This is a genomic window from Blautia sp. MSK20_18 (genome assembly GCF_020553125.1).
Lineage (GTDB): Bacteria > Bacillota > Clostridia > Lachnospirales > Lachnospiraceae > Blautia_A > Blautia_A fusiformis.
On the sequence record NZ_JAJCGR010000025.1, the window covers coordinates 40,664 to 62,249 of the forward strand.

The following is a 21,586-nucleotide window of genomic DNA, read 5'->3' on the forward strand; positions in this document are numbered from 1 at the left end:
ATCATCAATGATTCCAGTAAGAGGTAGGATTGTCGATTTTTTAATAGACCGTTGTAGTGACGGGTATGCTGAATTTTTATTTAAAAGTGATTACGATAAAGACTGCCCGCGATTTGAAGCGTTGTGCGCCGGAAAAATCCCGGATGTTGTCCCAGGTGTCCCGATTACTACAGAATTTGCAGCAGATAATATGGACAAGATTTTGAAGATAGATTTTCGTGAATTGAAGATTGAAAAGATTACAAAATATGTAAAAGAAAAATACATGAACCGAGTCGCATATACGTGTATTAATTATAACGACGAAGAATATGCAAAAACGCTATTGGTGAAGGTGAAAGGAATATCAAGTAAAACTGCAAACCGAATACTGGATGCTGTTGATGGTGACATAAGCAGGCTTTCTGATGTGTGGAATGACAAGGAATTCTGGAAAGGACTGAAGGGCTCAAAGCGTTACTTGTCTGAACTTAAAGAGACAGTGGGAGCGATGATGGAAAAAGACCATCTCGTAAAAAAGTATCAAAAGTATGGAATCGGGTATCCGCAAATAGATATGCTGACTGCATGGTATGGGCTGGAAGCAGAAGAAAAGTTGTGTCAGAACCCTTATGCTGTCTTGCAAAAAATGGAACTGGATTTTCAGGTTGCAGATAATTTTGCAAAGGACCTCGGCTTTGGATATTTGTCTACAGAACGGGTCAGGTCAATGATATATCAGGTATTGGTAAATAACGAACAGTCTGGAAACACAGCAATCAAATTGAAAGATTTTTATATCAATTGTGCGAGGCTTCATCGATATTCAGCATGGAAGGATTATGTTGTATCTCCATATTACCTTTTGGCGACTCTTGTAGATATGAAGAGCGTGTATTGTGAAAATGGCATGCTTGGGTTTATCCGGACAATGGATAAGGAGGCCGATATCGCGTTCCAGATTAGCAGGTTGATGCAGATAAATACCGAGATGGGAACAAAGGAAGAGGTATTTGAATCTATCAAAGATAAATACAATAAAGAACAGCTCGAATTTCTGAAAAGTTTTGATAAAAACAGTGTTGTCTTGCTCCTTGGACGAGGCGGAACCGGAAAAACGCATACAATCTGTGGCGCTATTGACCTTTTTAAAAAAAGACACCCAGATGAAGAGATACGGCTGTGCGCACCAACTGCACGTGCAGCAGGTGTGCTGAAAGAGCATTCAGGGCATGAGTCTTCAACAATACATATAATGCTTGAGTTGAATCCATATATGCCGGATGATGCCGGTAAGAATGAGGAGAACCCATTAAATGAAAAACTTATTATAGTTGATGAAATGTCGATGGTAGATACAGACCTGATATATCATCTTTTGAAAGCTGTCAAATCAGGTGCAAAACTGATTCTAAGCGGAGACCCTGACCAGCTTGAAAGTGTTGGATGCGGTGCAGTTTTAAGAGATATGATTGATTCAGACGTTATACCAAAGGTGAAACTCAAAAAAATCATGCGTCAGGGAGAAGGCTCAGCGGTTATTGATAACTGCGGGAAAGTGCTTGCTGGCAAGAGCAATTTCATTGAAAATGAATCATTTGTGGTAAGAACATGTAAGTCGGAAGAGGAAGCCAGGGCCTATTTAAAATCACGGTATCACGGCGACCCTCACAATACGCAGATTTTATCCACGACCAAAAAGGGCGTGGTCGGTACGATGGCTTTAAATAAAGAATTTGAGGATGTGGAACAACCCGGTATCTGGTTTCACGGAGACCATTTTAAGATTGGAGACAAGGTTGTTTTTACAAAAAATAATTACGATTCCGGGTATTGTAATGGTGATATTGGATTTATTGAAACGCTGACAAATCCAGTTAAAGTCAGGATGCAGGGTGAAGATAAAGTAATAGATATAAACAAAGATGATGCGGTGGACATGGAACACGCAGATGCGATTACCATCCATAAGAGCCAGGGAAGCGAATATAATGATATTTATATTATGCTCCCGGATAAGCCAGTTTCATTGTTAACAAGGAATATGGTGAATACAGCGATTTCCAGGGCGCGCAAGAGCGTTGTCCTTATAGTGGTTAATGATGCTTTACAGACTGCCGCAAGTAATCGTTTTAAGAGGAACAGGATAACAAGATTAAAAGAAAAACTAAAAAACATGGGGGAAATAATATGTCCAGAGGAAGAAAAAAAAGCAGAAAAGTAATTAATCCATTGGTAGAGCATATAGCTGATTATTCAGACATGGAGTTTGTTGATAATGAGAGCGGAGAGGCTCTTATTGCATCTCATGCGCAGGCAAAGATTGATAAAAAGTGCGAAGACGAAACGGACCGCATGTGGATGTATAAAGATAACAGAGATGATGAGATTGTTGATGAAGATGAATCCACAGAAGACGACCTCTGGAGTGACGAAGATAAGAAAGAAAAAGAAAGAAAAAAATCAGAAAAAGGAACTGCACAGGTAGAACAAAAAGTCAATGCTGTAGCGGAGGAAAAAGTAAAACAATATATGGATGCGGCTGTATGGTTTAAAGATATAAGTGAAAGAGGGGAGATGACAGAAAAGGAACAAAGATATGTTGAACTTATGATAATTGAATTGTCGAAATTCTATTTTTCAAATCTGGACACACTGCATCCAAGTTCAAAATGCAGGGAGTCAATTTGTAAGATTTTCGAAGACATAAGGAGGGCAGGAATGTGTTGAGAATATTAAAATCGTTGCTTGCTGAGTCTTCTTATTTCTTTGAAAAATATTTTGGTGCAACGTCAATCGCATGGTCTGTTATTTTTGTCGCTTTTTGTTCGGCAGTGATTATCGGGTCAACGGTGAAGGGACTATTTTGGGTAATAGGGATAAAAAAGAATAAAAAAAAGACGGAAACAGCAAAAGTAAATTTATTCTTTCCGGTGTATATTGGAATCATGTTGTTAATCACGTATTTTATAAATTATCTTGTTAATACAGCGTATACATGGAACAGTAAGCTACAGCGCGTGATGTCGAATTTTGAATACGTGCTGTCATTTAAAACAAACCGCCATGCGTTTTTATTTGCATTAAATTTGCCAGACAATGTACAAAATAAAAAATCATTGTTTAAAATGGCGCTGTATTTAAACGATAAGCAGTGGGATTCTGTCTTTAATAATGCAGGAGAAGGTGCATGGTATTTCGAAAAAGTAAAAAAAGCCATTTTTGAAATTTTACATGTAGGAGACTGTCATTTAATGTTAAGCCCATTGCAGCAAGGGTGGTTGGCGTATTTTCCAATTGCAGGGATGCTAATTGTGTTGCTTATCTTTCTATTGAAAAGAAATTGGGCAAATGCTTTAGTTTCTGCTGTTGCTTGCATTTCAGGACTGTTCGTGAATATGGGCGCAAGTATTTTTATGCTAAGCGCAATGTGCTTTGGAGTGATATGGGCTATAGCGCTAGATACAGCAATGAAACAAAGTATTTACGAATGGCGAAAATCCCTGACTGGCAAAAAGCCGTCCGTAGGTCAAAGGTTCAGGTCTTAACTTCGCACGCGGGTCTGAATCCCCATTCGAAACACGCTTCATTGCTGGACGGCAGTCAACGTCTGGTGATGGCGAACACAAGTTCGCCGAACCACTCAGCCTTACGGCTTCGTTTGACATTTGCTGCGCAAATTGGTACCGAGCCGATACGGCAATGTATCACGAGCGCGAAGCGTGAGCTATCAAGATAGCAAAAAAAAGAAAAATAGGGAAGGAGAGAGATGAGGACAAAACCTTACCTCTCTTTTTTTGTGTACAAAATGCATTCGTTTTTTAAAAAATTTAGCATATTAGAATAAGCGGTAATTAATTCCTGTTTCTGAAATAGCAACAGGGACAACCACAAAATGCAAAAAAAAAGAAAAAGCAAAGGCAAGGAGGAAAGGAAATTGACAAAATACAGTGATTTGCCAGAAGCAAAATCTGCACTCATTGCTGATAAAGAAATTATACAGACTTTATTTCATTCAGGCTATGAATACCTGATTTTGAATCTATACGATGAGGTCTACACGACTCCGGAGATATACGACTATTTTGCGAAGAACCTGGATTTAGACAGTCTAAAGATATTCAGGAGCGAAATCAAAAGAGCAGAGCTTAAAACGAGTAAGATAGTTCTCCGAAGTATTATCGGAAATGATGAAATATTATCGGAAGATGAAGCATATGCAATACTTTATGCAATGACAAATAAAATTGATGTGATTTTGGATGACCCGAGAAAATACGAGATGTTCAAAGTTCGTAATATCCATACACTAAGGCTGTCGAAGATTATTGCAGCAGCAAAAAATTCAGATTAAGGGAGGTGAAAAGGATGTTGCCAAAAGAAGAATATATAAGCTTATTGGCCAATCTGTTTCAGAGAGGTTTATGTCTGGATATGATAGATATAGACGGAAAACAGGATTCTCCAGATATATCAGACGAGGAAAGGATTAACTTTAAAGCGGCAGATGAGGCTTTGAGCAGAGTTGACCTAGATGAACTTTTCGATAATGCGGAAATTTTAGAAATTCCAGATAAGTATCCGGAATTTTATGAATATCTGCGAGAACTTCAGCTTGAGAGACAAGAAGATGGACATGGTGAAAGAACCATTGAGGATGTCTCTGCAGATGAAGAGGTAGAAGAGGGCGAAGAGGAGCCAGGACCGGAAGAGCCACATGAGCTTTCAACGAAAGACCAAGTTTTAAAGAATATCGTAGGTGGAGAACACACCGGAAACCAGAGGGACAGTGAAAAATACCGAAAAGGTGACGAGATGCGGGCTCGTCTTGACGAAGAACGCCGTGAAGCATTGTCTCGTGCTGCTGAACAGGAGCGATATGATAATGAACATCGTATGCCTCTGGAATCCAAACTTGAAGACGAACGTGGAGAGACCATAGCCAGGGCTGAAGAACAGCAACGGCAAAGAGAAGCTTTAAGGCAAAAGGAACTGGCTGAGAGACCTGAAACAACCGTTAATATCACAAGTATACACGATAAGAGCAAGAGTGCAGATGGTGTTACAAATGTGGTGAAAGGTAATATTCCAGACGAATCGACAAAACACAATGAGAGTAAAACTCAATACTATGAACCAGATACGTTTAACGAAGAACGGGGAATCCATGACCGGCAAGAATCCGCCCATGAGTCAAATACTTCAATTTTAACTTCGCACGAGGGTTTGAATCCACGTTCAGCGTCTGGATACGAGCGCGAAGCTCGAACTATCAATAAGTCGTCTGATTTGTATCAGCAGATGCAGGCCAAGGACAATGACACATTATCAGATGCACAAGACAGGTCGCATAAGAATGATAAGAGAGATGAAAGGCCGGAGCCTGAAAAGAAAGATAATAACAGGTCTGCGACAAATGAGTATTCTTCTCGTATCACAAATGACTATGCGGAAAAAGATTCCCATATTACAAAAGACATAAATAGAACTGGTCCTCAAGTATTTGAACCAAAGCGGGAAAATGTAGAACAAATATCTGGTCATGAAGAACTTAACACGAAAAGCGCTCAGGATGTAAGTCATGTTGTAAAAGGAGATACTTATTCTGATTTTTTTGGACAGGACAGACCCGAGGTAAGGGATGAAAGAAATCGTGCAGACGTTCATAACGAATCAAGGTACCAGTCATCGCGGGGAAGCCGTGAGGATTCGGTGGGTGCTGGCGTACTTGACCGAAAGAAGGCTGAGGATACGTCTCAATATCATTCAGAGGCAGGCTCAGAAGCGGCAGTAGATAATACAAGAAGGACTGAATCGGAAAACAAATATATATCTGATTCGTATGAGAAGTCTGGACAAAGAGATACTGGTGAAACTTATAAGCGCCATCAATATGACGGAGGTTATGGTGGTACTGATAAGGAAAACCGTTTATATGAAGCTGAGAATAACCACACAAATCGCAAGACTGAAAGGGTTGGACCAAATCAAGGCAGTGAATATAACGAAGGTTTTATATACAAGAAGGATGCCGGTATAAACAAACACGCGGAGTCAGATGGCTCTATTGTAGAAAAACGCAGAGAGCATGATACAGAAGGTTATAGAAGCATACAGGGATTCGATAAGCCGAATAGCAGCGAACCGTATAAAGCGAGCAGCATTCCTCAGCATGAAAAGGAATCAGTATATGACGGGAATGCCATCAGCAATCCAGACTCAGGAAACGCGTCAAATGGAACCGCACAATATAAAAGAGAAGCATCAGAAAGTAAAAAATACATTAATGATTCATATGAGCAGGCTGGGCAACGGGAATCTGCTGATATTCAATCTCACAAGGATACCGGTGAGGATACGTACGCATCGTTTAAACCCAAGGCATATGATGCTACTAAGAATGAAGACCAATCTTCGACATTCGTAGCACGGAATGAAAGAAGAGCCTATGATGCCACAGCGAATAGTACGGACAGCATCGCAAGAAAAGAAAATGGAGATTCACACTCTGTCTTAAACTTTGGCGCAGATAAACGTCCGTCTGCTGAACCGGCTTCAGAAAATGCAAAAAGATATGTAGGCAGTTCATATGAAATGGCTGGACAGAGAGAAGCCGAGCGTAAAGACCGTGGTTATGAAAATCTGGAAAGACAGGGGCTTGCGGATAAGCTTACAGGAAGTGTGCAGCCACCATTCTCTGACGGAATTGGAGAAGTAGAAAAAAAATATGAAAAGAGTAGTACAAGAGAAAATAGTGCATCAGAGGTGACATCTAGGCGTCAATCTGCAGTAGATGATTTATCTAAAAGTGAAAGGGTCCAGGCCGATAACATTGTCCGAAGACCAATCTCTCAGATGCCAGCTTCACATACTGCCTCGAATCAATATCCAGGATTAGATGGGGACAGTCACCAGCCTTCCGAAGCAAAAACAATGACGCATGACCAGCGGCAAGATGTAGGAAACCATCGGGATGAAAAGCCTGGAGCGAGTGCTATTGAAGAGGTTCTCAGGAATAGGGCTGCTAATCAAGAAAATCAAGATGCGAATAGGGCGTCTGGCGGCATCAATGAACGAAAGCAGACATATAGCAGGGATTCATATGAATCTTCGGGACAGGCTCCAGTAGATGAGAAGAGGAAAGAACCATACGGTCCAGGAGAGACCTATAGCTACGTTGGCAGAAAGGATGGACAGGCTGACAGAAAAGTCGCCGAAAACCGTGTCTTAAAGTCTGATAAAACTGATGTGGTGTATCCACAAAAGAGAGATTCTTCGGTTTCGAGCGAAAGCAAAAATGGCCTTCAATCTATCAAAAAAAAGGACGAAACGAAAGTTATTGAAATCACAGTACCGTCAGGCTCAGGTCAGACACATACTGTACGAGGTACTGTGTCCGGAGCTGCAGCTGTAACTGCAGTAGCAGCCGCGTTAGCGGCAAGAGAAGCTGCGAAGGCCACCTCTGATGCCGCAAAGACTGCTACAGACAAAGCGGAAGGCATGGTGATGCTGAAAGATACATCAATCATGTCGGCCAGCGAACTTGCTGCATATGCCAGTGCAGTGAACAGTGCGCAGGCAGCAACGCAGATAAGCGGAAAACAAATCGCCGATTCCTATGCTTTGGCAGGTCAGGCTGATGTAGAAACGATAAAGATAAATGTAGAGCAGGCTCTTGCGAATGCGAGAGAGATAGCAGCGGGGACTCGTTCCGGATTGAACGTTCCAGGCGTTACATCTGGCCCAGTGGGACCAACCTCATCTGGCGCAACACAGAATTTTAATATAACGAGACCGTCTATACATACACTGGGAATTCCAGGCGTCGTAAAGAACTCAAATTTCACAGACGTTGGAATGTTTGTCCTAAAAGAAGGAAATCAGGTAACTATATCCAGAAATGGAAAATCAAAAAGATACACAGTCCGTTCTGACGGGACTATCAGAATAGATGGAATTGTATTGAACGTATATTCAGTAGACAAAGACAGAGCTTTTGTTGGTTGGAAAAACGCGGCTGTATATGGCGGCAAGATTTATACGGCTACAGGCACTGTCCTTGATATAAGTACGGATGGAAGCATAGGAACGACCAAAACGTTGGCTGGCCTGGAATTCCATATTAAAAGAGATGTTAAGGTCAATGCAAAACAAATGACAATGGCGATGACAATAGCCCCAGCATTAAACCAGCCTATTACAGACGCAGATTTTGTGAAAGTTGGAGATAAGTTTATATCAAACAAAGTAACAGAATCGTATAGTGGACTTTTATACCAGAAAGCATTAAACAAAGGCAAGGTCTCTCAGCTTATTTTTAAACAAAAAATGGCAATGCATTCCGTCTTCCGAGCACAGCTGCTTGCAGGCGCAGCAGCTAATATGAAGTCGATTGATTTGAAATTAGACCTAAATACGCTGGTTGCAAATTACGATAAAATATTGACATCAATCAGTGGAAACAGCAAACAGTTTTATCAAATGAATGTGTTTTTGGAAACACGCTATTTGAGCGATATTGAACGTCAATATCTGTTTGACGCAAAGGCAAAACTTAAGCACCTTGGTCTTACTGAGAATACAGATACATTAAAAGAACTTCTGGCTGGCGGCGGATTGTCTCCAGAAGCAGCAAGTGCAATAACGGATTATCTGAATGTATATGAAAATACAAGAGAAAAAATTATACGAAAAGGTGTGCTCGGGGACCAGAGCATAGGCGATTTCAAAGTAGAAAGAGCGTTTTATGCTGCCGCGCTGCCATATGTGCTTCAAGCAAGGGGACTTCCGTCAGATAAAAAGGCGCTAAAAAAATTATTAAAAGCAGGAACAACTTCAAAAGAAACGAAAGAGTTGATAAGAAATGTATTTAAACTGCAAAGAAGGATGTTTTTGCTTAATTTGACAGAAACAACATTAACGGCATATGCCAAAGGTGCTGTCAAAGCGGTTAAAAATGGATACCGAAAAATAAAATCATTGGCTAATAGATATATGGGCGATGATTATACGATGCGAGGACTCCTCATGATGGAGTCAATCATTGTTGGCTCTGCTATGAAAGCGTATTGCACATCAAGAAAAATAAAATGGATGAGAGAGAACGCTGGAAGGTTGCTAAATTCCTCAATCAGGCTTGGAAAGTCAATAGGAAATGCTGCGGTCGCAGGATATAGAGGTGCAAAAGCAGGTATTCATGCAGTTCATATGGGCGGAAGAGCGGCGAGAAAAGGTTTCCAGTATCTTAGGAAAAACGGACTTAAAAAAACGCTAAAAAAAGGTGTAAAAAAATTACGGATGAAAGGCACGAAAGTTGTCAGAAAAGGCGTTTTAAAAGTCGCCAAAGTAGCGCAAAAGGCCGCGATTAAAGCAATCCAGGCTGCGATAAAGTTGATACAGACATTGATTTCAGCATTAGTAGCAGCATTAGGACCTATAATCATAGCATTGATTATTGTATTGGCAATCATCCTTTGCATTATTTCATATGTGAAGAACGCAGGAAATGAAGTCTATTATGATGCAGGCGATGAAGACACTACTGAAGTTTTACAAGAAATGGTTGACGTCTTAACCTTGTGCCACAATTCATTCAGAAGTGAATTATCGAATCATTTTGGTGGAACGTCAAGCACAGGCTCGGCGTCTGGTACAGATGGCTCAACGATGAATGCACCACAGCTACAAAAGGGTGATAGTTCTAAGGTTCAGGGGTTATATGATGTGACTGAGGGGACCTGGTGGAATTATGAGTTTACATACCAATATATTCATGGTAATTGGGCTTCCGGAACACGGCAACAGGCGTTGGATAACAAGGTAACAGTTGAAGGCAATGGAAATTACGCTGTCGTCGACCAGAACGGAACAAAGATGTATATGGCGGCTTTTGGCTCGTATTGGGGAAAAGTAGGAGATGTCCTTAAAGTGGAATTTAATAACGAGTTCACAATAGGCAGCCAACCAGCATCCAATACTATGTACATTATTATTGCGGATGAAAAGGCTTGGAAAGATACTGGTTATCCAGCAGAGCAAGAAGGAATATATGGACATCACTTAGGAAGCCACCGAGATTTTGCAGAATTTATTGGTTATGGCTCTAAACCTGCAGGATTGAATGGAAATGGATTGATTCCTACTACTGCAACAAATATGGGAAGTATTTTGGATGGAACATTTGATTCATCAACGATAGGAACTGGTTCAGCTGCTTCGTCGGTAAGCGTAAATGCCGATATCCTGTATCGTCAGGAAATAGACCAGGATGTTTATCGCGACATTTTAAACAGAGATAAAAACATATACTACACTTTTCCGGAAGAGCAAAAAGTACCAGATGGTATTACCCCAACACCTACTCCGGAAGGATATGTAAAAGCAGATGCAAAAGGTGAAGTGTATGGATTCTATAATAATAATCAAGAGCTGATTTCTATGGTAATGGCTATGTTTGATTTTGAGGCAAGTTCTAGTACTTCAACAAAAAGCACAATCATTAGCAAAAAAGATGCTTCCGGCTTTGACGAGGCAAAAACAAACGACACATATCAAAAAGGTATGACGGATAAAGAAGTTGATGATAAATGGAAGCTGATAGAATACCTGAATGAAAAAGGCTTAGACCTGACAAATTACAAAGCAGGCGGCTATGATGATTTGAGATATTCGGCTTTGATTGGTCTTTTTAATGCTTCACATATTATCACGGGAACAGCCGTTAAGCAGTACCATGCAGGCCCAGACGGAACAATCAATCCAGTATATAACGATGATGGAAGGATTGTTGGTCAAAATAATACCGATGGTATGTCTTATCAAGTACCGGTTATGGAAACGAAGACAAGACAAGTCAGAAACGAGCACGGAGATATCCAAATCGAATACTACACCGGATATAAAACGGACTCGGATGGAAACATCGTTTATGAAACAAAGTATGCACCGTGTCCGGGCCATACAAAGTACAGTGGAGCAGTTATTACCCTGCATTTTGATAGTCTGTTAAATCTTGATGACTGGTGGGAGAAAAACATCTATGGAGTAGATGATTTTGATAAGGAAAACCCTAACTATGAAAGCAGTGACGCAAGTGCAGATACATATAGAGCTAAAGAGAATACGCTAAAACGAACAATCCAGTATATTAAAAAGCCGGATTATTATAAGAGTCTGAGTGGAACATGCTCAGAAGGAGAAAATTCTACCACAGACAGTTTCAATCCTGGAACGTGGGATGGAGACCAAGCAAAAGTTGCTAAAGAGGTATATGAATTCCTGACAACAAAAATGTCGAGAAAATTAACCTCTGAACAGGCAATGGGAGTATTGGTAAATATCTATAGAGAATGCTCATTCAATTATACAGAAGAAGAAACTGGCGGTACTGGATATGGCTTAACTCAATGGTCGTTTGGACGCAGAACAAAACTTGTTCAATGGTGTAATGCAAATGGATATCAGTATAATACGCTTGAAGGCCAGCTAAAACGTTTGGAATGCGAATTTACGGAAGATACGAGTGACTGGTCCCCGAGCGGAATAGAAGGATTCTATGCATGTACGACTGCAAGAGAAGCAGGCGAATTCTTCATTACGAATTACGAAAGGCCTGGTGCACAATATAAAGCGCAGCGTTTAGCCGAGATGGATTCAGATATCGCTACTATTCAGGCAATGCTACAGTCGTAATATTGTGTATGTTCGACGCGTGATTGTGGTACGGGCGGAGTACTCCGCCCGTCATTGCGTCAGGCAAGGAAACCGCAAGCTGTGTTTGTAAGCGGTAGGAGGATGATAAAATTGAGAAAAAAACAAAAACAAAATAAACATAGAGAACGCTTAATTGCGGGAGTCGTGGCCATAATCCTTGTTTTAGCACTTATACTCACAAGTATTGCCGCGTCTCGCGTACCGGTTTATGCGGCTGGGGCCTCTACTACAGGAACTTCAACCGTCAAATCAAAAGCAAATAAATCCGGGCAAAAAAAAGCGACCCCAACACCAACGACAATGCCAAAAAAAGAAAAAAAAGCATTGGAAAAAATAATGAAAGGATTATCTACGTTTCATTATAAAGCATACGAATGGGCGGGATTAACCGTCGGAGGCATGCCGTTCGCTTTGGCGGAGGGGATTTATAATATATCTGATTTAAATACTGATGGAACAAAAACGCCAATATTTTGGAAAAATGAAGATACAGAATCAGAAATGAAAGATTTTTACTCTTCTACGAATTGGAATGAATTTGAAGGAATGTATGAAACAGTTGAGCTGAGTAATAGCTGCGAAGCGGTTTTGTCTGATGAGGTTGCAAAGTATGAAGACCTGATGGACAAAGCGGCGGAAGATAATGGTTTTAAAACGTATAAGGAGATATTTAAGGCAATTGCGCAAGCAAGGTTTAATGAGCATAAAGATGAGTATGAAGCCATGAAAAAAGATATAAAAGGAGAGGGCAGCGATAAGTTTGATTTATTTCATATCAATGGTTCATGGCTGGCAGATACAAGCAACGGAGACGTTACTCCGGTAAGCAGCAAAGCAAATGTCTCGCCGAAAGACGAATATGGAGAAGATGAAAGGCTAAACCTAGCAAATAAGAAAAAAGAGGCTGGAAAATACACAGTGCAGGAATCCATAGATGCCGCGGCAAAGGCCTTTGCGAATATAGTGGAAGAAGCAGTCTATCCATCACCTTATAATACTGATTCATTGATATGTGTTGTCCAGGGATTTGAATTTGGTGGAAGTTCTAAAGCAATAAAAAATCAATATAATAGGTCGCCACTAAAACTTGATGAAGAAACCGGGTTTGTTACATTTACGGACTATTGTAACAACAAGGCGTCAAGTAGTAAAAACCAATCCGCAGAAAAAGAAGAGGTGGATTATGACTCTATCATTGAGGCTTATGCAAAAGTAATCGCCCATGGTGAAGAAAGAGCTAATGCTGATGATGAAAATGGCAAATATAAATATTCGGACCAGAAGTTTTATCAAAAGGTATTTGAAAATTATAAATGCTCTGGCGGTGGTTCTGGAAACCTGGATATGGGACAATTACCGGATGATATGAAAGAGATACTGAAAAAGTGTATGGCGACATGGGATAGCAAAGTGACAAAAGAAAGGCGTGAGATTATACAGCAGGGAGTTATGCTGTATGGCGTGACGTATGATATGAACGCAAGGAACTCACCGTCATATGAAAGTCCCAAATATCTTGATTGCTCATCATTTGTAGGTCAGTGCTATTGGAGGTCTGGAGTAGCAGCTAAAGAAGGGCAGTCGGCTGCGGATTGGGCAACTCCATCAATTTCAAGCACGTTTACAGAGATATCAGAAAGTCAACTTATACCAGGAGATGTCGGACAAAAGCATTGGCCCGGCAATGCTGGCGGGGAAGACCATGTGGGAATTTATATAGGAACTGTAAATGGTACAAAATATTGGCTTCATTGTACTGGAGGATATACAGACGGAATATACCATGCGCCAGGAAAAGCTATTAAAATAAATAACTATTCAGGATTTGCTCATTTCGGAAGATATCCTGGGTTGTAATTCTTGATGGAGGTAAAAAAATGAAAAAAAAATACATGACAGTGTTAATAACCGGAACAATCATAGTTTCTTTCATGTTTTCTACTATAGTAGCGTCAGCATTGGTAGTACCAGCATTTGCTGCGGAACAAGAAGACTCTACGACGTTTACAGATGATAATGGAGAAGAAGATACAAGTGCGACGAATGGTGATTATGATTACACGAAAGACGAAGAGTATACGCAGTCTTTTTATCGTCCAAAATCATTATTTCAATCATCTTACGAGTATGAAGAATACTGCAAGCGAATGTATAACATGGGATATATGGATTCTGATTACGACTGGACACCAGCGGCTCAGGATTTTATTGACAATATGACTGGCGATAACATGAAAGCGTTGGATAAAAATGCAAAAGAAATTGTACAACAAAGAATCAAAGATGGAGAAATGAAAGAAGAAGACAATCCATATTTGACATATGACCAGAAACAGGCACTTTCTGAAAAAAATAGTAAAGACAGTCAGACAGAAGACTCTGAAAATGTTTCAGACAGTACGAACAGCGAACAATCATCGGATGCAAGTACAGATAGTAATGCATCTTCCGATATGAGTACGTCTAAAGACGATAATACAATTACAGTAACGCCAGAAGAGGAGCAAGCAGAGAAGGAAGACGAAAAACCAAGTTCTCTTGCAAACCGCATAAAACTTGTGTTTATGGTATTATTAGCAGTAGGCATTGCACTTGTTACATATTCTATTTATAAAAAACAATTCTAAAAAAAGGAAAAGAGAGCCAAAATATACGGCTCTCTTTTTTTGTATAAAAAAAATAAATCATATAACACTCTGCAATTTTTTCTGCATATTAAAAGAGAACAGGAAATGCACAGCATATATTGCTTAGTTTTGAAATTACAACTGCAGAAAAAAGAGGAGGATAAAAATGGATTTAAAAGCATTTAATACAGCACAGGAAATTATTGCATGTAAAAACCCAATGGTGTCACACTGGGTCATTGCTATTGATATTGGTTTTTCAGGAGTAAAGGGAATGTCTCCGAATAAAAGGTTTTGCTTTCCGTCTTATGTTAAACAGATTGAAAGCAATCTGATGTCGGTAGATGAAGAGGATATCTATTATAGGGATGAAGAAGGCCTGTATATGATTGGAACAAAAGCACAGGACCTTGTCCGAGCCGATGATACTAACGATACAGGTTCTACGTTTGACAGAAACCGATATTTTACAAAGGAATTCATCATTCTTGCCAGGACGGCTGTAGCTATCGGATTGATGAGCAATGAAGTAAGAGAGGGAGGGCCACAGATTAAGCCATTTATCCAAACTGGACTTCCAGCCGCATACCTGAAAGCAGATGCGCCGAAAATCAAAAGCGCATTCACAGCACAGGGTGTTTATGAGGTAAAAATCGGTACTGGTAGATGGATTCGTTTTGAAAACAATTTAAGAAATAGTGATGTGAGCGTCATGTCTCAGCCAGCCGGAACCTTAAATTCCATTCTGTTCAATGATGAAGGAGAACGACGAGATGAAGCTAAAGAATTGATGGCAGAAAATATCATCATCGCTGATATTGGATTTGGCACGTTTGACCCATACGGAATCATCAATAGGAAGAAGGTTTTGGAGGAATCTATCAACAATCTCGGAATGAAACGAGTATTGGAGACGGCGGCTGAGTATATTTTTAAAGATTATCAGATGGATATCCGTATTCCACAAATGAGGAAATACATGAAAGACGGATATTTCAAGGTGGTTGATATCCGGCAGATGACCAGTAAAAAAATCCCGTTGGACGGATACATTGAAAAGGCGTGCAAGGAAGTGGCAACGCAGGCGGCGAAGAAACTGTATGAAATGGCAGAATATTTCACCGATTACGATGTACTTGTTGTGACTGGTGGAACCGGTGCAGCATGGATTCAATATTTCAGGGAGACGTTATCAGGATTGGAAGATTTGAAGATTATTCCTGGAAACGATGGAAACGAGCTTCCAATTTATTACGCAAACGCAAGGGGATATTATATGTCCGCTTATAGACGATTGAGAAAAGAGAGGACAGGTAAAAGTGAATGATGAAGGTAGAAGTAAAACTGTATTCCTATCATGACATGGACCTGGTTGGCCTGTATAAAACAGGGAAAGTTTCCTTTCCTGAAACAACCAGGCAAGTACTAAATTCTTATGCCCGTGGCGAAGTGTATAAAGTCAAATTATTACACACGAATGATAAAAGGCTCGCCAAGTATCCAAAGACGAGCTTCCGGAAGTATTATCACTATCATGTGGTACTGGATGGAAAGGAAGACTCTGATGCGATTTCCTTGCTGCATAAAATAACACCAGGATACAGAAACAATTTCATTAAAGTCGTACTACGTCAATATCTTTGCGGTGTTTTTCTTGAAGAGTACTGTGTCAATGGGGATACATCGTTTTTCAATGAAATGTCACGAAAATTTCAGGGTGGAAGAGATGAGAAAGAAATAAGACAGACAAAAAAAGAAAGAGATAAATGCACCCAAACAGAACTCAAAAGCCCTGATGTGACGACGAGAACTTTAATAGAATCTGGTAACGAGTCCGACTTTGTCGGCGAGTTATCAATAGAATCTGGTAACGAATCCGGCAGAGCCGGCGAGTTGACAAAAACAGCAAGCAGAGGAGCTAAACTAAAAGAAAAACAAAAAAAAGGAATAACAGATGACACGGTTGACACTGATGAACGGAGTTTATGGGACAATGTAAAAGATGAGAATGAATCCAGGTATGTTGAGCTGCCTACAGAAAAGCATGAAGCAGAACCAGCAGATATCGTAAAAAATACTGAGCACAAGGCCCTGATAAATGATAAGGCAAAGAGTATTGAGCTTGGCTCCAAAGATAATAACAACAAGATAAAAGAAGATTCATTCGAATTGTCAAACAATAAAACCATGACAACCGCACACACTGACGCACATCCAAATATAGCGAATAGCGTTCAATCCTATAGCGATGAGGATGATTTCGACGAGTTCCTTGACGAAATGACAGAACAATATTAAGGAGATGATTATATGTACAACAGACAGGATGTATTTAAAAAGCATATTCAAAAAAAGGCAGAAGAGTTAAACGACCTTTGTAAAATACTTGGTGTGGTTTCTTTTATGTCTTTTGCCATTAAAGATAACGGGGTTTCTACTGATTATAAAAACTATATTTATGGCAGCACATCAAACGGTATTCGTTTATCAAATGACCAGATACGCGGACATGTAAATGTATCAAATGGATTCCAGACGGTTCCACCTGGTGACAATATTGATGCTGATGATTATATGGATGATATTGATGATAATTAAGGTGAATACAAATGGCAAAAACAAAAATCATAATCATTGCTGAGAAAGGAGCAAACAAATACGAACCTGGAAAGATGCAGGGAATTGGCATCAAAATGTATATACTTAACAATGCGGCCGGTTTGAGTAGCGTACGAGAGTTAAAAGGGAAGGATGCTGGCCCATGTCATTGTTATATTATTGGCAAAAGTCCGAAATATTGCGAATCCATAGAAAAGGCAATCAGAATAAATAAAACAAAATGGAAAATAGTAAAGACCTGCAAAAACGAAGACGAAATCATGAAACTCGAAAATAGGGAGTTTTTAAAGAAAGTTGAAGAGTCTGCAAAATTTAAAAAAAAGACAATGTCAAAATTACAGGAAGAAATCCTCAATATAAAAGCGATAGAACCAGACTTGGATGAAGAAGATATTGCATGTGTAATCATGGCGGCAAACGAAGTGGAAGGAATGAAAATCTTTCCGGCTACCCCAGAAACAATAATGAAGGCTTTTGAAAAAAGGGTTCTAATGTATACGCAGGACGAAGAAGTGACTATGAAAGGAGTGGAGGCATATTTAAGGATTAAAAATGTTTCGTGAAAGAAAAACGACAAAAAAATATATTTATTTGTCATATTGATATGAGACGAAAACATCGTCAAAAGAAGAAGCAATCACGCATCTGTAGATGATGATTTCCGTAACTAAAACTTTATTTTATGTCATCGATGGACGAGGGACCGCAGCCAGGTTTGCCATCAGGGGAGGACTGCCGTAAGCAGCCCGACCATGAACAGCTAGGCTGTCCGTTGGTTCGGAGGTTGCTGGACGTGTACGGGGAGTCAGAAATCCCGTCCACGTCTGGCAAAGGTGAACGTAAGTTCATTTTTGATAGCTCGCACTTCGCGCTCGTAACCAGACTTCAAACGGGAGACTTCCCGTTTTCCGTTAATCTGGTAACGACTCCGGCTTTTGGTCGGGGAGTTATCGATTTATACTGAGAACAAAGGCGTTAAGCCTGAATTATCACCGAATCATTGTTCAAAATGACAAATAGGAACAGGAGGAGTTAATGGCAAATGCTTAGTAATCTATTAGCTATCATGGCCATAACTATCTACAACCAGATGTACGGGGCAAGTGCAGTGCTGGAACTTATAACTCGGTATAATAAGATAGCGACCGATGTGATGCAGGTTGGAGGGTTCGCAGCTATGGTCTCAACTGTGAAAGGCCTGGCGGTAGGTATTACCGTTTTACTGTATCTCATTGACTTGGCAGGTAAGGTGACCGAAAAGAATTTCAGTATCGAGCAGTTTTTTAAAGCAACACTTCGGTTTGTGGTGTCTTATTTCTTTATTTTATATTCAGATGTAATCACTAATTATCTGATTGAAGCAGGTACAGGAATTACAATTGATACCGTAAAGGATAGTGGATTCGCTTTTTTTACAGATGACCCGGACAATAAAACACTGCTAATTAATGGAATAAAAGATATGAAAGCGATTGAAACATTAGGCTTCGTCATTTCATCAATTATTCCATGGCTATTCTCTATGATAGGAGAAGTCATATTACAGATTGTTCTGATAAGCAGGATTCTGGAATTAGTTGTTATGGTAACTTTCGCTCCGCTTTCTATTTCAGACATATACCGAGAGGGAACCGCAAGTCCAGGAGTCCAATACATGAAGAGGGTCTTAGCACTTAGTCTTCAGGTTATTGTTATCATTTTAATAAATGCAGCGACTCAGGCTATTATTTTTGCAATTATCAACAAAGGTTCAAATGTTACCATTGGACAGACAATAACGGATATTCTCGTAGAAGCAGAATATTCAGAGTCAAAGAGTGTTGCGTTGGCTAATGGTTCGGCAAAGTTTACAGTAGATAGCGTAAGAACTTTTATGAAGACATTGACGGGGCAGGATTCTCTTGTAAAAGTAATTGGAGTTCTCCTTGCACGTCTTGGTCTTATTTGGAATTCAATGCCGTTATGTGAAGAGATAACGGGAGCGAAGTAAAAAAAAGAGGAGGAATACACGATGATTGAAGTACAGGTTCCAAAGGACGTTTCAACATATGAATCACCTTTGATTGGACCATTGACAGCAAGGCAGGCTGTATGCGTAGCAGCCGCTGCTGCAGTTGAATATATTTATTATTTGGTTATAAGCACATTAAAGTTGAACCTAACGATGAATACAATCGTATGTCTTGGAATGGTATTTGCGGTGCCTATTTTATATATGGCAATCGGCAAGCCTTATGGGATGAGGCCAGAAACATACATATATTATTACTTCATCCCTTCATTATTGGCGCCTAAAGATAGACCTTATGTAACAAAGCCTACATATGAAACAATGCTGGATATCATTGAACATATTGAGCAGGAAAACGAACAGAAAAATGGAAGCAATACTAAAAATAAAAATGGACAGAAACCAAAGAAAAAAACAAATAAAAACAAAAAGGCAAGAAATAAACAGGACATTATGTATGCGTAATACATGTCAAATACAAATTATATGAGGAGGATTTATAGCTAATGGGATTATTTAGTTCAACCAGCAAAACCGCTGGAAAGAATAAAAAGAATACCAAAAAGAAAAGCCCACTGGAAGTACCAAAGACAGCTCAAGATAGCATTCCATATATGGGCGTATACGAAAATGGAATCATTCAGGTAGATGAAAATTCATATTCAAAAGCGTATGTAATTCCAGATATGAATTTTCTTATTGAAGATACAGAAAAGCAGAAGGAAACGTTTGGCAACTTTATGGAACTTCTAGGTTCATTTGGACCAGAAGTACATATTCAGCAGGTGATTTTTAATAAGACTATCAAGCATGCAGAACTAGAGAGAAAAGTGCTGATTCCAATGAAAAACGATAGGCTTAATGAATATCGTGAAGAAATGAATGAAATGCTGATTGATAAGATGTCAAAAGCAAGAAATAACATCATTCATGAAAAATATTTTATTGCAACAGTAGAAGCAGATGACATTACTTCTGCAAAAAATACCTTCAGCCGGCTGGATGATGAAATCGAAAGAGGTTTTCAGAGAGTCGCTGGTGAGAAGGCAAATGCGGCCCCTTTAACATTAGTTGAAAGGCTTTCTACTTTGTATGATATTTACAATATGGATTCCAATGTTCCATTTTATCGCAGAACAAAAATGAAAAGTGATAAGGTGATGGAGTCTTTTAATATGAGGCATATTCAAAAAATGGGATTAACATCAAAAGACGTTATCGGCCCGACTGCTCTGACTTTTGAGCGAGATTATATGATTATTGGTGAGACTTATGCGAGAGCAATGATGATTACAGACCTTCCTACATTCCTAAGGGGAGACGTCCTGACGGAGCTTTCCAATATGCCGTGTAACATGCTGATGAGTGTACATTACCGTGCACTTCCACAGAGCAAATCTATTACGCTGCTGAAAAATAAATTAGTAGATGTAAATGCAAACGTGGTAACTCTTCAGAAAAAAGCATCAAGAAACGGATACTCTGTTGATGTTATTTCCCCTGAAATCAAGCAGGCATCGCAGGAAGTTGAAAGCCTGATGGGGGACCTGACACAGGATAACCAGAAATTATTTTACACAACAGTATCTGCTGTTCTTTTTGGAAAAGACAAGGATGAACTCGATGAAAGCACAAAACTATTTCAGGCTACGGCAGAACGTTTTATCTGCCAGGCAAAAACACTTGCAACACAGCAGGAAGCAGGGTTCAACTCATGCCTGCCATTAGGTGTAAATAAGTTGAAAGTTGAACGACTTTTAAATACCAGAGCGGCAGCGATATTCCTTCCGTTTGCAGTTAAAGAATTATGGCAGGACGATGGCATGTATTATGGATTAAATGGGGTTTCAAGACAGATGATTCTTTACAACAGAACAAGCGCAGTGAATGGAAACGGATGCATCTTTGGTGTGCCTGGTTCTGGTAAGTCATTTTCTGCAAAAAGAGAAATCGTAAATATCCTGCTACATACTGATGACGATGTATTTGTTATCGACCCTGAGAATGAGTACGCTCCTCTGGCTAAGTTGTTTTTTGGCAGCTCAATAAGGATTGCGCCTGGCTCCGATGTACATATCAATCCAATGGATATGGGCCTTGATTATGCATCAGAAGATGGAGGCGACCCGGTAACATTAAAAGCTGATTTCATCGCTTCATTTTGTGAAGCTGCAGCTGGTTCAAGATATCCGCTGACTCCGATTCAGCGTTCAGTAATTGACAGATGTGTAAAAAATGTGTGCAAACAGTACATCGATACTCTTATGGCTGAAGGAAAAAGAGAGGACTTAACAATAGCGCCTACATTGGTAGACTTTTACAATGAGATTGAAATGCAGCCAGAACCGGAAGCTCATAACCTTGCGCTTGCGTTGGAACGTTTTGTAAAAGGTACACAGGATTCATTTGCTTTCCGTACAAACGTAGAAATCAACAACCGATTTACCGTATATAACATTAAAGATATTGGAGATGGAATGAAGGCCATTGGTCTTCAGGTATGTCTTGATAATATCTGGAATAAGATGATTAGCAACTATAAGAAGGGCAAAAGGACATGGTTGTACTGTGATGAGTTTCACTGGACGAGACGTTCCGCTTGTTGAATAGACAGCGGGGTCAGTAGCCGTCCGTAAAA

At 39.8% G+C, this 21,586-nt stretch carries 14 protein-coding genes; all 14 read left to right on the forward strand.

What is annotated here, in order from left to right; translation table 11 throughout:
• Nucleotides 1-7: 7 nt before the first annotated feature.
• On the forward strand, nt 8-2,203 hold the full coding sequence (locus tag LI091_RS13250; protein WP_173734074.1) for an AAA family ATPase: 2,196 nt from the start codon (nt 8-10) through the stop codon (nt 2,201-2,203).
• Entirely contained in the window at nt 2,170-2,709 is a 540-nt protein-coding gene (locus tag LI091_RS13255; protein WP_195656735.1) for a hypothetical protein, read from the forward strand. The genes LI091_RS13250 and LI091_RS13255 overlap by 34 nt, the downstream gene beginning before the upstream one ends.
• Nucleotides 2,703-3,527, forward strand: coding sequence for a hypothetical protein (locus tag LI091_RS13260; protein ID WP_265191237.1), 825 nt, complete (start codon nt 2,703-2,705; stop codon nt 3,525-3,527). The genes LI091_RS13255 and LI091_RS13260 overlap by 7 nt, the downstream gene beginning before the upstream one ends.
• Nucleotides 3,528-3,916: 389 nt before the next feature.
• Nucleotides 3,917-4,333, forward strand: a complete 417-nt coding sequence (locus LI091_RS13265; protein WP_265191238.1) for a hypothetical protein — start codon at nt 3,917-3,919, stop codon at nt 4,331-4,333.
• A 14-nt stretch (nt 4,334-4,347) separates the two neighbouring features.
• Nucleotides 4,348-11,670, forward strand: a complete 7,323-nt coding sequence (locus LI091_RS13270; protein ID WP_265191239.1) for a phage tail tip lysozyme — start codon at nt 4,348-4,350, stop codon at nt 11,668-11,670.
• Nucleotides 11,671-11,781: 111 nt separating this feature from the next.
• Nucleotides 11,782-13,548 (forward strand): hypothetical protein, encoded by a 1,767-nt coding sequence (locus tag LI091_RS13275; RefSeq protein ID WP_173734077.1) that lies wholly within the window; start codon nt 11,782-11,784, stop codon nt 13,546-13,548.
• 20 nt (nt 13,549-13,568) lie between these two features.
• Nucleotides 13,569-14,318, forward strand: a complete 750-nt coding sequence (locus LI091_RS13280; RefSeq protein ID WP_173734078.1) for a hypothetical protein — start codon at nt 13,569-13,571, stop codon at nt 14,316-14,318.
• 166 nt (nt 14,319-14,484) lie between these two features.
• A complete protein-coding gene (locus LI091_RS13285) occupies nt 14,485-15,645 on the forward strand; it encodes a ParM/StbA family protein (RefSeq protein WP_265191240.1) in 1,161 nt (386 codons plus the stop codon).
• Complete coding sequence (locus LI091_RS13290; protein WP_173734080.1) at nt 15,642-16,616, forward strand: hypothetical protein; 975 nt, start codon at nt 15,642-15,644, stop codon at nt 16,614-16,616. The genes LI091_RS13285 and LI091_RS13290 overlap by 4 nt, the downstream gene beginning before the upstream one ends.
• Nucleotides 16,617-16,628: 12 nt before the next feature.
• Nucleotides 16,629-16,916 carry a hypothetical protein gene (locus LI091_RS13295; protein ID WP_173734081.1) on the forward strand — a complete coding sequence of 96 codons (288 nt, stop codon included), beginning with the start codon at nt 16,629-16,631 and terminating at the stop codon, nt 16,914-16,916.
• Between the two features lie 11 nt (nt 16,917-16,927).
• Nucleotides 16,928-17,500 (forward strand): hypothetical protein, encoded by a 573-nt coding sequence (locus tag LI091_RS13300; protein WP_265191241.1) that lies wholly within the window; start codon nt 16,928-16,930, stop codon nt 17,498-17,500.
• A gap of 479 nt (nt 17,501-17,979) precedes the next feature.
• The gene (locus LI091_RS13305; protein WP_173734083.1) at nt 17,980-18,927 is read left to right on the forward strand and encodes a hypothetical protein; all 948 of its coding nucleotides are present in this window, start codon (nt 17,980-17,982) and stop codon (nt 18,925-18,927) included.
• Nucleotides 18,928-18,948: 21 nt separating this feature from the next.
• A complete protein-coding gene (locus LI091_RS13310; RefSeq protein WP_110102587.1) occupies nt 18,949-19,413 on the forward strand; it encodes a PrgI family protein in 465 nt (154 codons plus the stop codon).
• Nucleotides 19,414-19,454: 41 nt separating this feature from the next.
• Nucleotides 19,455-21,554 (forward strand): VirB4-like conjugal transfer ATPase, CD1110 family, encoded by a 2,100-nt coding sequence (locus tag LI091_RS13315; protein WP_265191242.1) that lies wholly within the window; start codon nt 19,455-19,457, stop codon nt 21,552-21,554.
• Nucleotides 21,555-21,586: the final 32 nt, after the last annotated feature.